11 protein-coding genes are annotated in these 13597 nt (G+C 67.7%); 4 read left to right on the top strand and 7 right to left on the bottom strand.

Annotated elements, in window-relative coordinates; all coding sequences use genetic code 11:
- Nucleotides 1–71: 71 nt before the first annotated feature.
- Genes DL990_RS23615 through icmF form a run of 3 tightly spaced genes read right to left on the bottom strand, consistent with a single transcriptional unit; the run spans nucleotide 72 to nucleotide 5181 of the window.
- Entirely contained in the window at nucleotides 72–1061 is a 990-nt protein-coding gene (locus tag DL990_RS23615) for a TIGR03557 family F420-dependent LLM class oxidoreductase (RefSeq protein WP_125799911.1), read from the bottom strand.
- On the bottom strand, nucleotides 1058–1903 hold the full coding sequence (locus DL990_RS23610; RefSeq protein ID WP_125799910.1) for an LLM class F420-dependent oxidoreductase: 846 nt from the start codon (nucleotides 1901–1903) through the stop codon (nucleotides 1058–1060). Before DL990_RS23610 ends, DL990_RS23615 begins: the two co-directional genes overlap by 4 nt.
- A 41-nt stretch (nucleotides 1904–1944) precedes the next feature.
- Complete coding sequence (gene icmF / locus DL990_RS23605) at nucleotides 1945–5181, bottom strand: fused isobutyryl-CoA mutase/GTPase IcmF (RefSeq protein ID WP_125799909.1); 3237 nt, start codon at nucleotides 5179–5181, stop codon at nucleotides 1945–1947.
- Between the two features lie 135 nt (nucleotides 5182–5316).
- Between icmF and DL990_RS23600 the strand changes: the two genes are divergently transcribed.
- The 4 genes from DL990_RS23600 (at nucleotide 5317) to DL990_RS23585 (ending at nucleotide 7431) form a co-directional block, all read left to right on the top strand.
- Nucleotides 5317–5655, top strand: coding sequence for a helix-turn-helix transcriptional regulator (locus DL990_RS23600; RefSeq protein ID WP_125785473.1), 339 nt, complete (start codon nucleotides 5317–5319; stop codon nucleotides 5653–5655).
- On the top strand, nucleotides 5648–6091 hold the full coding sequence (locus tag DL990_RS23595) for an SRPBCC domain-containing protein (RefSeq protein WP_125799908.1): 444 nt from the start codon (nucleotides 5648–5650) through the stop codon (nucleotides 6089–6091). The genes DL990_RS23600 and DL990_RS23595 overlap by 8 nt, the downstream gene beginning before the upstream one ends.
- Nucleotides 6088–6738 (top strand): DUF899 domain-containing protein, encoded by a 651-nt coding sequence (locus DL990_RS23590; protein ID WP_125799907.1) that lies wholly within the window; start codon nucleotides 6088–6090, stop codon nucleotides 6736–6738. The genes DL990_RS23595 and DL990_RS23590 overlap by 4 nt, the downstream gene beginning before the upstream one ends.
- Before the next feature lie 135 nt (nucleotides 6739–6873).
- The gene (locus DL990_RS23585; RefSeq protein ID WP_125785470.1) at nucleotides 6874–7431 is read left to right on the top strand and encodes a dihydrofolate reductase family protein; all 558 of its coding nucleotides are present in this window, start codon (nucleotides 6874–6876) and stop codon (nucleotides 7429–7431) included.
- A gap of 36 nt (nucleotides 7432–7467) precedes the next feature.
- On the opposite strand, the gene DL990_RS23580 is transcribed toward DL990_RS23585, so the two are convergent.
- From DL990_RS23580 to DL990_RS23565, 4 genes are read right to left on the bottom strand one after another with little or no spacing between them, the layout of a single operon-like run.
- A complete protein-coding gene (locus DL990_RS23580; protein WP_125785469.1) occupies nucleotides 7468–8031 on the bottom strand; it encodes an ATP/GTP-binding protein in 564 nt (187 codons plus the stop codon).
- A gap of 28 nt (nucleotides 8032–8059) precedes the next feature.
- Nucleotides 8060–8806: a DUF742 domain-containing protein gene (locus DL990_RS41520; RefSeq protein WP_199746553.1), complete on the bottom strand. Its 747-nt coding sequence runs from the start codon at nucleotides 8804–8806 to the stop codon at nucleotides 8060–8062.
- A 7-nt stretch (nucleotides 8807–8813) separates the two neighbouring features.
- A complete protein-coding gene (locus tag DL990_RS23570; RefSeq protein WP_005166055.1) occupies nucleotides 8814–9266 on the bottom strand; it encodes a roadblock/LC7 domain-containing protein in 453 nt (150 codons plus the stop codon).
- Nucleotides 9263–12670 carry a nitrate- and nitrite sensing domain-containing protein gene (locus tag DL990_RS23565; RefSeq protein ID WP_125799906.1) on the bottom strand — a complete coding sequence of 1136 codons (3408 nt, stop codon included), beginning with the start codon at nucleotides 12668–12670 and terminating at the stop codon, nucleotides 9263–9265. The genes DL990_RS23570 and DL990_RS23565 overlap by 4 nt, the downstream gene beginning before the upstream one ends.
- Nucleotides 12671–13597: the final 927 nt, after the last annotated feature.

The following is a 13597-nucleotide window of genomic DNA, read 5'->3' as shown; positions in this document are numbered from 1 at the left end:
CCTGCCCACTCATGCCATGAAAGGTCCTTTCCTTGCGAAATTTGCAAGGAAAGGACCTTTCATGGCGCGCGTCAGGCGGTCAGCTTCGGCAGCACGTCCCGCCCGAAGGTCTCGATGAACTCGTCCTGGTTCCGGCCCACGTTGTGGATGTAGATCCGGTTGAAGCCGGCGTCGACGTACTTCTGCAGCGCCGCGCGATGCACGTCCGGATCGGACGAGACGACCATGCGCCCCTCGAAATCCTCACGCCGCACCAGCTTCGCCATCTGCGCGAAATCGAACGGCGAGCGGATGTCGGCCTTCGGGAACTTCATGCCACCGTTGGGCCATTGGTCCATCGCGTTGGCCCACGCCGTCTCGTCGTCCTCGGCCCACGACAAATGCACCTGCAGCAGCTTCGGCATCGCGTCCGGATCCTTGCCCGCCTTCCGCGCGCCGGTACCGAAGTTGTCGAGGATCCCCGCCAGCTTCTCGATCGACGCGCCCGGCGTGATCAGCCCGTCCGCGAGCTCACCGGTCTTACGCGAGGTATACGGACCCGCCGACGCGATATAGATCGGCGGCGGCTCATCCGGCAACGTCCACAGCCGGGTCGTGTGCAACTTGAAGAACTCGCCACTATGCTTGACGTCCTTGCCGGTGAACAACTTCCGGATGACCTCAAGCGCCTCGAACATCCGCCGCACCCGCTCGGGCGCCTCCGGCCAGTAACCGCCGATGACATGCTCGTTGAGCGCCTCACCAGACCCGATACCAAGCCAGGTCCGCCCCGGATACGTCGCCTCCAGCGTCGCCGCGGCCTGCGCGACCATCGACGGATGCAACCGGAACGACGGGCAGGTCACACCCGGCCCGAGGTCACCGGTGGTGTTCTCCGCCAACGACGCGAGCACACTCCACACGAAGGATGCTTCACCCTGTTGAGGGACCCACGGCTGGAAGTGGTCGGCGGCCATCTGGCCAGAGAATCCGTGCTGCTCGGCCAACGCCGCCAGCCGGATCGACTCGCGCGGCGAAAACTGCTCGAGTGCCGCGGCCAAGCCGATTTGTACCTCAGTCACGCCTGCTGCCCCTTTCGAAAGCTCTCGGCGACCTTCGCGTACTGGTCGAGTCGTTCCAGTGTCGCCGCTTCGGGCTCTGTCGGCAGGAAGAGCGTGGCCTCGTCGACGCCACCGTCGACCAGCCTGCCCAGCGCGTCCTCCTCCGGGGTGGCGCCGAAGGCCGAGAACTTGAGGTCACCACGGCCCTGGTCGGCCAGCCACTGACGAGCCCGGCGAAGCTCCTCCGGCGGGGTGTGGGCGTGCGGCAGCCAGCCGTCGCCGTACTTGGCGATCCGCTGCATCGCCTTCTCCCCCGCGCCACCGATGTAGATCGGCGGATGCGGCTTCTGCACCGGCTTGGGCCACGCGAAGATCGGGTCGAAGTCGACGAACTCGCCGTGGAACTCGGCCTCGTCCTTGGTCCAGATCTCCTTCAGCGCGGCCAGTTGCTCGTCCACGAGCACACCCCGGGTGCGCGGATCCGTGCCGTGATTGCGCATTTCCTCCCGGTTCCAGCCGACGCCGACCCCGAAGACGAACCGGCCTCGCGAAACCAGGTCGAGCGAAGCGACCTCTTTCGCCGTGTGGATGACGTCGCGCTGCTGCAGCAACGCGACGCCCGTCCCGAGTTTCAGGTTCGACGTGGCCCCGGCCGCCGCCGTCAGCGCGACGAACGGGTCCAGGGTCCGGTAGTACACGCGCGGCAGCTCGCCACCGCCCGGATACGGCGATTCACGGCTGACCGGGATGTGGGAATGCTCCGCGATGTGGAGCGAGCTGAACCCGCGCTCTTCGACGGCCGCGCCGAGGACGTCCGGCCTGATGCCTTCATCGGTGATGAAGGTGGCGATTCCGATCTCCATGTTCAGCAACTACCCGAACACGCGCCGCGATATTCCCGCCGCTAGACGTTGCGCCGGTACTGGCCCCCCACTTCGAAGAACGCCTCGGTGATCTGGCCGAGCGAGCACACCCGCGCGGCGTCCATCAGCACGCCGAACAGGTTGCCGCCGCGGGTCGCGGCCTCGCGCAGCGTCTTGAGCGCGACCTGAGCCTCGGCGTGGTGGCGGCGCTGGAAGTCCTCGAGCCGCTCCAGCTGCGACCGCTTCTCGTCCTCGGTCGCCCGCGCGAGTTCGACCTCGACGTCGTCCTCCCCGGCGTTCGGGTTGCGGAAGGTGTTGACGCCGATGATCGGCAGCGTGCCGTCGTGCTTCTGGCGTTCGTAGAGGATCGACTCGTCCTGGATCTTGCCGCGCTGGTAGCCGGTCTCCATCGCGCCCAGCACGCCGCCGCGTTCGGAAATGCGGTCGAACTCCAGCAGGACGGCCTCTTCGACCAGGTCGGTCAGCTCGTCGATGATGAACGAACCCTGCAACGGGTTCTCGTTCTTCGACAGGCCCCACTCCTTGTTGATGATCATCTGGATGGCCATCGCACGCCGAACCGAGCTCTCCGACGGCGTCGTGATCGCCTCGTCGAAGGCGTTGGTGTGCAAGGAGTTCGCGTTGTCGTATAGCGCGCACAGCGCCTGCAGCGTGGTGCGGATGTCGTTGAAGCTCATCTCCTGCGCGTGCAGCGACCGGCCGGAGGTCTGCACGTGGTACTTGAGCTTCTGCGAGCGTTCGTTGGCGCCGTAGCGCTCCCGCATCGCGACCGCCCAGATCCGGCGCGCGACCCGGCCCAGCACCGAGTACTCGGCGTCCATGCCGTTGGAGAAGAAGAACGACAGGTTCGGTGCGAAGTCGTCGATGCTCATTCCACGCGCGAGGTAGCTCTCGACGTAGGTGAAACCGTTCGACAGCGTGAACGCCAGCTGCGAGATCGGGTTCGCCCCGGCCTCGGCGATGTGGTAGCCGGAGATCGACACCGAGTAGAAGTTCCGGACGCCGTGCTCGATGAACCATTCCTGGATGTCGGCCATCATGCGCAGGCTGAACTCGGTGGAGAAGATGCAGGTGTTCTGCCCCTGGTCCTCCTTGAGGATGTCCGCCTGCACGGTGCCGCGAACGTTGCGCAGCGCCCATTCGCGCAGTTCGGCGGCCTCGGCTTCGGACGGCTCGCGGCCGTGCTCGGCCTTGAACGCCGTCATCCGCTGGTCGATCGCGGTGTTGAGGAAGAACGCGAGGATCGTCGGCGCCGGGCCGTTGATCGTCATCGACACCGAAGTGCTCGGCGAAGTCAGGTCGAAGCCGCCGTAGAGCACCTCCATGTCTTCGAGGGTCGCGATGGAGACACCCGAGGTGCCGACCTTGCCGTAGATGTCGGGACGGGTGTGCGGGTCGTGCCCGTAGAGCGTCACGGAGTCGAAGGCGGTCGAAAGACGCTTCGCCTCGGAGTCTGCGGAAAGGAGTTTGAACCGCTTGTTGGTGCGGAACGGGTCGCCCTCGCCCGCGAACATCCGCGCCGGGTCCTCACCCTCGCGCTTGAACGGGAAAACGCCGGCGGTGTAAGGGAAGTATCCGGGAAGGTGCTCGCGGCGCAGGAACGACAGCAGCTCGCCGGACTCGGTGTAGCGCGGCAGCGCCACGCGCGGGATCCGGTTGCCGGACAGCGTGTCGCGCCAGAGCTGGGTGCGCAGTTCCTTGTCGCGGATCTTCACGACTAGTTCGTCGGCACGGTAGGACTCGGCCAGTTCCTGGAAGCGGTCGAGCAGATTCGTCGTTTCACCGTCCACATCGGACTCGGCGGCGGCGAGCAGGCCGTCGAGCGCGTCGGTGCTCGCGTCGACGGCGGCCAGCGCCTCCTTGGCGACGGCGAGGTGCTCACGTTTGCGCAGCGCGGCGACCTGCTGCCCGGTCTTCGTGTGATAGCCGCGGAGGGTCTCGGAGATCTCGGCGAGATAGCGCGACCGGTTGGCCGGGATGATCGTGCTGGCGTCGGTGGACACCTTGCCCTCGACCTTCGGGAGCACGCCTGCCGAGACGGTCAGGCCACGCTCGGCGAGGGTGTCGCGCAGGTGCTGGTAGAGCGCGGTGACGCCGTCGTCGTTGAACTTCGCGGCGCTGGTGCCGTAGACCGGCATGTCCTCGGGCGAGGAGCTGAACGCCTCGCGGTTGCGGACGAGCTGGCGCGCGACGTCGCGGCGGGCGTCCTCGGCGCCGCGGCGCTCGAACTTGTTGATCGCCACCGCGTCGGCGAAGTCGAGCATGTCGATCTTCTCCAGCTGCGACGCCGCGCCGAACTCCGGCGTCATGACGTACAGCGACTGGTCCACGTAGTCGACGATGCCGGCGTCACCCTGGCCGATACCCGGCGTCTCGACGATCACCAGATCGAAGCCGGCGGCCTTGCAGGCGAGGATCGACTCGGAGAGACCGGTCGGGATCTCGCCGCTGGTGGTGCGGGTGGCCAGCGAACGGAAGTAGACCGGGCTGCCGTCGAGGCAGTTCATCCGGATGCGGTCGCCGAGCAGCGCTCCCCCGCCCTTGCGGCGCGACGGGTCGACGGCGAGCACGGCGATGCGGAGCTTGTCCTCCTGGTCCAGCCGGAACCGGCGGATCAGTTCGTCGGTGAGCGACGACTTGCCGGAACCACCCGTACCGGTGATCCCCAGGACCGGCACCGTCCGCGACTTGGCGGCCTCGGTGATCTTGTCGAGCGCGTCCTGCGGCAGTGCCTCGCGCTGAAGCTGCGTGATGACCCGGGACAGCGCCGGGATGTCACCCGAAAGCAGTTTGTCCAGCGAACCGGGCGACTGCGCGGACAGATCCGTGTCGCAGGCCTTGATCATCAGGTTGATCATGCCGGGGAGGCCCATTTCGTAGCCGTCCTCCGGCGAGAAGATCCGCGCGACGCCCCGCGAGTGCAGCAGGTCGATCTCCTCGCGGACGATGACCCCGCCACCGCCGCCGAACACCTTGATGTGCCCCGCGCCGCGCTCGTTGAGCAGCTCGACCAGATAGCTGAAGTACTCGACGTGCCCGCCCTGGTAGGCGCTGATGGCCACGCCCTGGACGTCCTCGGCGATGGCCGCCGTGGCGACTTCGTCGACCGACCGGTTGTGCCCGAGGTGCACGACCTCCGCGCCCTGCGACTGCAGGATGCGCCGCATGATGTTGATGGACGCGTCGTGCCCGTCGAAGAGGCTCGACGCCGTCACGAAGCGAACGGGGTTCACGGGCCGGTGCAGGTCGCTGGTCATCCCTCCAAAATACTTGGACTTCCGACTATTTTAAACCCATCCACTCGCGTGACGGCGCTCTCACTCGTCCTTGACATCCCGGCTGACACCACTATATTCAACCGCTAGGTTAATCAACCGACTGATTGAGCAGCGATGACCACTGATCAGCTCAGCGCCACGTTCGCCGCGCTGGCGGACCCCATCCGCCGCGCCATCCTGGCGCGCCTGGCCGGCGGCGAGGCCACCGTGAACGAGCTGGCGGAGCCCTTCCCCGTGAGCCTTCAGGCCATCTCGAAGCACTTGAAGGTCCTTGAGCGTGCGGGCCTGATCAGCCGCGGCAAGACGGCTCAATGGCGGCCCTGCCGCCTCGAGGCGGGGCCACTCGGCGACATCTCGGACTGGGTCGAGCGATACCGCCGGTTCTGGGACGACGGTTTCGACCGTCTCGACGAGCACCTGACCGAACTCCAGAAAGGCAAGCCGAATGAGTGAGAAGGAGCTGACCATCACCCGCGTCTTCGACGCGCCACGGGAACTGGTGTTCCAGGCGTGGACGGTTCCTGAGCAGTTCGCGAACTGGATGGGCCCCAAGGGGTTCACCGCCTCCGGCGTGCAGATGGACCTCGCCGAGGGCGGCGCCTGGCGAGCGACCATCGGCAACGACGAAGGTGTCGAGCACACCTCGACCGGGGTCTACCGCGAGGTCTCCGCGCCCGAACGGCTGGTGTTCACCTTCTCCTGGGCGTCCTCACCCGAGGAGACGACGCTGGTGACGATCGATTTCACCGATCTCGGCGACAAGACCGAAATGACCTTCCACCAGGGCGAATTCAGCTCCGAGGAAACCCGCGACGACCACCGCGCCGGGTGGTCCGAAACCTTCGAAGACCTCACCGCACACCTGATCCGACAGGAGACGAACCGATGACCCCGACCCTCCCCGAAGTCGTGTCGCGCGAAGAATGGCAGGCCGCGCGGGACGCCTTGATGATCAAGGAAAAGGAACTCACCAAAGCCACCGACGCGATCAACGCCGAACGCCGGCGGCTGCCCATGGTCCGCTTCGACGGCAAGTACGAGTTCGAAGGCCCGGACGGCCGGGTCTCGCTGCTGGACCTGTTCGCAGGACGCCGCCAGCTGATCGTCTACCACTTCATGCTGAATCCCGGCCAGAAGGCGGGCTGCGTCGGCTGTTCGATGGTCATCGACCACGTCGGCCCCCTCGCCCACCTCCACGACCGCGACACGACGTTCACCGCGGTCTCGCCCGCCACGCTTCCCGAGATCGAGAAGTACAAGGAGCGGATGGGCTGGACGATCCCGTGGGTCTCGACGACGGGTGATGACTTCAACCCCGACTGCGGTCTCGACGGCGGTTTCGGCATCAGCGTCTTCCTGCGCGAGGGCGACGAGGTCTTCCGCACCTACTTCACCTCCGGCAGGGGCGCCGAGCAGTTCGTGAGCACCTTCCGTTACCTCGACCTGACACCGTTCGGGCGACAGGAGGCATGGGAGGAGTCCGGCCGCGGGACCGACGGGCCGGGCCACTGGTGGAAACGGCACGACGAGTACTGAGCACTTAGTCATCTGGATGCGGTCAGACGCATTCAGATGACTAAATGCGTGGGGCATGTCGAGAACCCCGCGCCCGCTCCGACTCCTCGGTGTCCGGCGCCCGGAAGGCGGGTGCCACACCGAAGGGATCAAGCCATGCGCAAGCTCGTCTACGCCGTCCACACCTCACTCGACGGCCGCATCGAAGGCCCGGACGGCGAGTTCGACTGGGCCGAGATGGGCCCGGAGCTGTCCGCCCACTCCCAGGAACTGGTCGACCGCGCCGACACCTTCGCCTACGGACGGCGGGTCTGGGACATGATGTCGTCGTACTGGCCGCAGGCGGAAGAGATCTCGGACCACCCCCACGACCTGCGGTTCGCCCCGATCTGGCGGCAGACGCCGAAGATCGTCTTCTCCAGGACACTGGAGAAAGCGGACTGGAACACCGAGATCGTCGCCGGTGATCTCACCGAATGCGTGACCGGACTCAAGGCCAGGCCCGGCAAGGATCTGCTGCTGATGGGCGGGGCCGAACTGGCCACCGCGCTCGCCGACCGCGGCCTGATCGACGAGTTCCACGTCATCGTGCACCCGGTGGTGCTCGGCGGCGGCAAGCAGGTGTTCGCGGGCGGAGTGCGCACTGACCTGCGACTGACCGGCACCCGTACCTTCGACGGGCGCTCGGTACTGCTGACCTACGAAGCGCGGTGAAACCGGGCGGCGGCCCCTACGCTGCCGCCGTCAGGTTCACCTCGCGTTGCTCGCACGCAAGGCGATCCACTGCCGCATCGCGTACTCGACCAGCGTGATCAACGTCTGCTTGGTCGACTCCCGCTCCCGGGCGTCACAGCGGACGATCGGGATGTTGGGGTCGATCGACAGCGCTTCACGCACGTCGTTGATGTCGTGCTCGAGGACGCCGTCGAAGGTGTTCACCCCGACGATGTAGGGCAGGCCCCGGTCCTCGAAGAAGTCGATCGGCGCGAACGAATCGGCCAGCCGTCGCGTGTCGGCCAGCACCACGGCGCCGATCGCGCCGCGGACGAGGTCGTCCCACATGAACCAGAACCGCTGCTGCCCGGGCGTGCCGAACAGGTAGAGGATCAGGTCCGCGTCGAGGGAGACCCGGCCGAAGTCCATCGCGACCGTGGTGGTCGACTTGTTGGGCGTCTGGTCGAGGTTGTCGATCCCCCGACTGGCGTCCGTCATCATCGCCTCGGTGGTGAGCGGGACGATCTCCGACACCGAACCGACGAAGGTCGTCTTACCCGCACCGAAGCCACCCGCCACGACGATCTTCGCGGATGTCATGGTCGGGGGCGCGGTTTCCCGCGGTGCCTTAAAGCCGACGGAGTCCACTCAAAACCCTTTCCATCAACACCAGATGTGCCTCGGCGCCGTCATTACCCGAAATCGTCTTGTGCACGCTGACCAGTCCCGCGTCCGCCGCGTCGCTGATCAGCACGCGTGCCACACCCAGCGGTACGCGCAGGGTCGCCGCGATCTCGGCGACCGAACGCGGGGTGCGGCACTCTTCGATGATCGAAACGCACTCGATCTGGTCCGCGGCGACCGCGGCGAGGCTACCCGCGGCGACATGGTCCTTGGTGGAGATGAGCGTCTCCAGCTCGAGAGCGTAGTTCGCCTTGGTCCGGCCCCCGGTGAGGGCATAGGGACGGACGATCGCCGTCTCTTCGAGCGGCGACGGCGACTGCTCGAAGACGGCGGGCATGATGAACTCGCCGCTGGGTGGACCCGGGTCGAAAAGACCACCTGGTCTCGGCCCGACGGCGCCTGCGCCGCTGTCGGGTGGAGAGGCAAGTGAGGTCACGCGGTCTCCTTGATCGGTCGGCTGCGGGACTGCCGATTCCCCGGCGGAGTGGGCTCCGCCCGGCTGGGAATCCTGGGCTTGCTTGTTCTTCTTGCGCTTCCGACGACCACGGCCCGAATCCAGGGTGAACCCGTTCAGGACATCGGCGAAGGTGCCGTCGTCCCGTGAACCGGCAGCATGGGCAGCCCCCGCGTGCGGAGGCTGGTGTTCACCCGTCCCCGGCGGTTCGCCGAAGGATCCGGATCCGGTGCTCATCGGGACATCATCCCACCGGTTCGCCGATCAGCGACCCACCGGCGCCCTGCAATTGAGCGCGGAGTTCCGGGGTGAGGATCTGGCCGACACGGTCGACGAGCATCGTCATCTCGTAGGCGACCTGTCCGATGTCGCAGTTCGGGGCGGCGAGGATGGCCAGACAGGAGCCGTCGCTGATGGACATCAGCACCATGATGCCGAGTTCCATCTCGACGACGGTCTCGTTGACCGCGCCCGCCTCGAAGCACCGGGCGGCGCCCTGGGTCAGGCTCACCAGCCCGGACGCGACGGCGGCCAGCTGGTCGGCCCGGTCCAGCGGGAGCCTGCTGGACGCGGTGAGCAGGAGGCCGTCCGCCGACACGACCACGGCGTGCGCCACTCCGGGCACCCGCTCGGCGAAGTCATTCACCAGCCACCCGAACTGGTTCTGCTGGGGCTGGGCCGGGTTCGGCGAGGTCATTCACCCTCCAGGGTTTCGTGGTTGGCTTCGGTCGCCTGGGCCGTGCGGTGCCGTCCGCGCTGGATGCCCTGCTGGAAACTGCTCAGGCGACCGCGCACGTCGTGCGCGTCTCGCTGTGGTCGGGGGGTGACCGCCCCGGCAGGCGGTCCCGCGCTGCCCGGGAGCAGTTGCTCCCCGCGGCGGCGCCTGGGTAATCCTGCCGAAGTCATCTTCGAGGGGACAGACTGGGACACCGCTTGGGCTGCTTTCCAGCCTTCGTCGGAGCCGAAGTTCCAGGCGTCCGTCTGCTCGGTGGCGGCGACCGGTTCCGGTTCCGGTTCCACTGCCTGCGGTTTCCGGCTCGGCAGCGCGGCGGGCGGGGCCGCCGGACGCGAGGCCGTCTCCGCTGCCTTCGCCGTCTCCGCTGCCTTCGCGGGCTCGGAGGCCTTCGGCGGCTCGGGTGCCGCTGCCGGCTCGGGGGTCGCGTCCGGCTGAGTGGCGAGGGCCTCGGCGGGCGTGGCCTTGTCCGCCGCCTCCTTGCGCCCCCGCTTGACGCCCTGCTGGAAGCTGCTCAGCCTGCCGCGCACGTTCGCCGGGTCGCGGACCGGCAGCTCCGACTTGGCGGCGGGTTCGGCGCCCGGGACCGACGGCGCCGCGCTGCCCGGCAGGAGCTGCTCGCCCTTGCGGCGGCGGGGCAACCCGGCCTGGGTGAAGGTCGACGGAGCGTTCTGGGAGACCTCCTGCACCGTGCGGAAGGCCTTGTCGCTGGCGAAGTCCCAGGTGCGGGACTCCTGCTCGGCGGTGGGAGCGGACTCGGCCGTCTTCTTCTCTTCGGGTTCCTTCGCCCCCGGCTTCTCCTTCTTCGCCGCGGGTTTGGCCGCGGGCTTTTCCGGAGCGGGCGAACGGAACCACGCCGAGAGCATCTCGTCGAAGATCGGCGTCGTCTCCGACGCGGTGGGCGCGGGCGCGGCCGGGGGCGGCGTGGTCGCCTGGTTCCACCATTCGCTCAGCGTGGTGCTGTTCTTGGCCTCGAACAGTTCCTTGCCGCTGGGCAGCTCGCCTTCCACCGAGGCGGGCTTCTCCGCCTCTTTCGCGACGGGCTTGGGCTCCGCGGCGGGCTCCGGCTCGGGACGACGGGGCTCCGGCGCCGGCGGGCGGGCGGGCGGCGGTGCCGTCTCGTCCTTGGGGATCGGGCTGAACAGCGCCGTTCCCGAGATCTCCAGATCCGACGGCGGCCGCTGGTCCTGGGTGTGGCTGTGCCCGTTCAAGCCGGGTTTGGTGTGGCCCGCCAGATCGTTCGCCGACGGCCAGCGCTCGCCGCCCTGCGACGGCACGTTCGGCGTTCCCGGCCGCGAGCCGTTCGTGGGGCGTTGGCGGCGGGGCAGGCCGCCCGCCTGCTGCGGCGGCAGCGGCGCGAGGCGCTGGGTGATCGGGCCGGTGGCGGGACCGGGGTCCCCGCCGGGCGGGACCATCACGAGATCCGCCGGGACCGAGACGGTGGCGCGCACGCCGACGATGTCCTTGCCGCCGTGCAGCGAGACGCCGATGCGGTGCCTGTTGGCCAGCCGCCCGACCACGAACAGGCCCATCCGGCGTGAGGTGGTGAGGTCGACGTTGGGGGCCTCGGTGAGCCGGGCGTTGGCCTCGGCGACCTCGGCCTCGTTCATCCCGATGCCCTTGTCGAGGATGTCGATGCCGAATGAACCGTCCTCGACGAGCCTGGTCGCGACGGTCACCTGGGTTTCCGGTGCGGAGAACGCCGTGGCGTTGTCCAGCAGTTCGGCGATCAGGCGCATCAGATCGTTGGCCGCGTACCCGACCAGCCGCACCGGCGGCGGGTTCTGCACGGTGACCCGCTGGTACTGCTCGATCTCGGACACGGCCGCGCGCACCACGTCGGTGGCGGAGACCGGCTGGCCGGACCGCCTGCCGGGCTCGGCGCCGGAGAGGACCATCAGGTTCTCGTTGTTGCGGCGCATGCGGGTGGCGAGGTGGTCGAGCTGGAAGAGCGTGGCCAGCTGGTCGGCGTCCTCTTCGTCGCGCTCCAGCCGCTCGATCAGCTGTAGCTGGCGCTGCACGAGACTTTGGCTGCGGCGGGAGAGGTTGACGAACACGTTGCTGTAACCGGTGCGCATCGAGGCCTGCTCGGTGGCCAGGCGCAGCGCCTGGTGGTGCACCTTGTCGAAGGCCCTGGCGACCTCGCCGATCTCGTCGTCGCTGCCGACCGGGACCGGCCGCACGTCGGTGCCCTGCGAGCGGCCTTCCTGGATGTTGCGGACCGCGTCGGGCAGCTGCTTCTCGGCGACGTCGAGAGCGCTGGCACGCAACACTTTCAGCGAGCGCAGCAGCTGGCGCGTGATGAGGAAGACGACGGCGACGGCGAGCACCATCGCGCCGAACAGCAGGACCGCGAGCAGACCCGCGCCGCTGCTGGCGTCGTCGACCAGTTCGGCCGAGACCGCGCTGGTCTCACCGCCGAACTTGTTCGCGACCTCACCGACCTTGGTGATCACCGCGGTCGAGGCGTCGGTCCAGCCCTGCGCGGACATCGAGCGGAACGCCTGCGCGGACGGGGTTCCCTGTTCACCGAGCGCGGTTTTCGCGAGCCTGTCACGGTTTTCCATCGCCTCGTCGGTGACGACGCCGCTGAACTCCTGGCGCTGCTGCTCCGAAGCGGCGGCACGGAAGTCGGTGAACCGGTCGGCCAGCCTCAGTTCGGCGGTGCGCAACCGGTCGAGTTCGCTCGGCGCGAGACTCGACCGGGCGATGCCGAAGGAGACCAGCGCCTGGCTCAGCGACAGTTGTTCCTTCATCACGGCCAGGTCGTGCAGTGCCGTGGGAGTGCCGCCGAGGACATCCTGGCCCGCACCCGCCGCCAGCGCGGTGTCGAGGGCCAGCAGCGCGGTGGTGACATCGGTGTACTCACCGATCGCCTGGACGGGGTCGAGCTGTCCGGAGGAGGCCCGCTGCCGGATGTCGGGCAGCCTGTCGAGCTGGGCGGCGGCCGCTTCCCGCGCCTGACGGAGCGACGGCTCGTTCTCCACCGCGCGGGTGGCGGCGGCGCCGTAGAGAGGAATGGCGGTGTCGACGTCCGCGCGGGCCGACCCGAGCTCCAGTGTCCCGCCGACGGTGCCCGCCGTCAGCCCGGCGGCGGACTGGGTGCGTTCGCGGCCGAGGCCGTCGACGAGCGCGCGGATGTGCCCGCTCAACGCGACGAGCCGGTCCAGCCGCTGGTAGCCGTCGGACCGGCCGACCTGGCCGGCGATGGTCGCGATGCCCAGTGCGAGCGCGATGAGGATCGGCACCAGCGTCACGGCCGACAGCTTCACCGGCAGGCTCCAGTCCCGCCAGCGCACGAGCGTGCGCCAGCCGGTGGCCCACCGAGATGGCCGGGGAGTGCGTCCCAGCAGCTCCCCGACAGGCACTTGGCCTTCTCCTGCAACGGTCACGTAGGTGACTCCCTGTCCGGCGTCCTGGCACGGTCTGAGGCGTCCGTTCCCGCGAGACGTCCACTCGCGGGGAACTCGACCCCGGACTGACCCTGTGATCGATCGCGACGTGAGGGACCCCGTCCGGCGATCCAGGTGTCCCCAGGAACACCGGTCCGCTTCGGGAGGTCTTGCACCTGCACGTGCAGGTCGCAACCTGCGAAGTGCATGGTCGTCGAGATCAACTTTTCTTTGCCAATCGGTCACAGCGGGTCAGCCGGGCCAAAGAATCGTACACCAATCCGGGTGCCGTCAATTCCGTTCAGCATACGGGGGCTGACCAGCGAAAAGTGTGTTCACGGACGATCTACGGGGCCCGGAAACCGCCTGCGCGTCACAAAAGAGGGAATTCCGGTTACCGCTTGCACGGATACACAGGGTGCCCTTATCACCCGTTCAGCCTACGTACGGTAGCCGCGTCGCCCGGTCGAACTACTTTCCGTGCCCCCAACGGGTGGGTCAAGCCCAAATATGTGCCCGATGTTGTGGCCTTGCCACCCAAGCCGGTTCGTTGTCGCCCGACATGGTGATTTCTTTCGAGACACCCGGTGAAGCGGGGGATCTTCCCCGGTCCGGGATGGCGGGCACGGTATCGGAACCGATCGCGGGCCGGTAGCGAAACTACGATCTGTCACCAAAACGAGGGACAGAGCGTGGTCACCGTCCATCGTTTGCCGCAGTGGGCCGTTCGGGCGACGACCCCGCGTGACAACTCTACTCACTATTACGAGTGATAAAGCCGGTTCATTCCGGCCGAAACGATTTCCGGAAACACTAATACGAGGTAAAACCGAATACCGGGCTCTTGCCTTCGCGGAACAGGGGTCGCCTATTCAGAGCGCGTGAAGCCGTAGTTAGTATGTG

It is taken from the genome of Amycolatopsis sp. WAC 01416, assembly GCF_003947485.1.
Taxonomy (GTDB): domain Bacteria; phylum Actinomycetota; class Actinomycetes; order Mycobacteriales; family Pseudonocardiaceae; genus Amycolatopsis.
This window is presented reverse-complemented; position numbering and strand designations above follow the sequence as displayed.

What these genes read in the sequence shown, in the direction of transcription:
- DL990_RS23610 (WP_125799910.1), bottom strand. Translation starts at nt 1,903, where the DNA reads ATGGAGATCGGAATCGCCACCTTCATCACCGATGAAGGCATCAGGCCG.
- icmF (WP_125799909.1), bottom strand. Translation starts at nt 5,181, where the DNA reads ATGACCAGCGACCTGCACCGGCCCGTGAACCCCGTTCGCTTCGTGACG.
- DL990_RS23600 (WP_125785473.1), top strand. Translation starts at nt 5,317, where the DNA reads ATGACCACTGATCAGCTCAGCGCCACGTTCGCCGCGCTGGCGGACCCC.
- DL990_RS23595 (WP_125799908.1), top strand. Translation starts at nt 5,648, where the DNA reads ATGAGTGAGAAGGAGCTGACCATCACCCGCGTCTTCGACGCGCCACGG.
- DL990_RS23590 (WP_125799907.1), top strand. Translation starts at nt 6,088, where the DNA reads ATGACCCCGACCCTCCCCGAAGTCGTGTCGCGCGAAGAATGGCAGGCC.
- DL990_RS23585 (WP_125785470.1), top strand. Translation starts at nt 6,874, where the DNA reads ATGCGCAAGCTCGTCTACGCCGTCCACACCTCACTCGACGGCCGCATC.
- DL990_RS23580 (WP_125785469.1), bottom strand. Translation starts at nt 8,031, where the DNA reads ATGACATCCGCGAAGATCGTCGTGGCGGGTGGCTTCGGTGCGGGTAAG.
- DL990_RS41520 (WP_199746553.1), bottom strand. Translation starts at nt 8,806, where the DNA reads ATGAGCACCGGATCCGGATCCTTCGGCGAACCGCCGGGGACGGGTGAA.
- DL990_RS23570 (WP_005166055.1), bottom strand. Translation starts at nt 9,266, where the DNA reads ATGACCTCGCCGAACCCGGCCCAGCCCCAGCAGAACCAGTTCGGGTGG.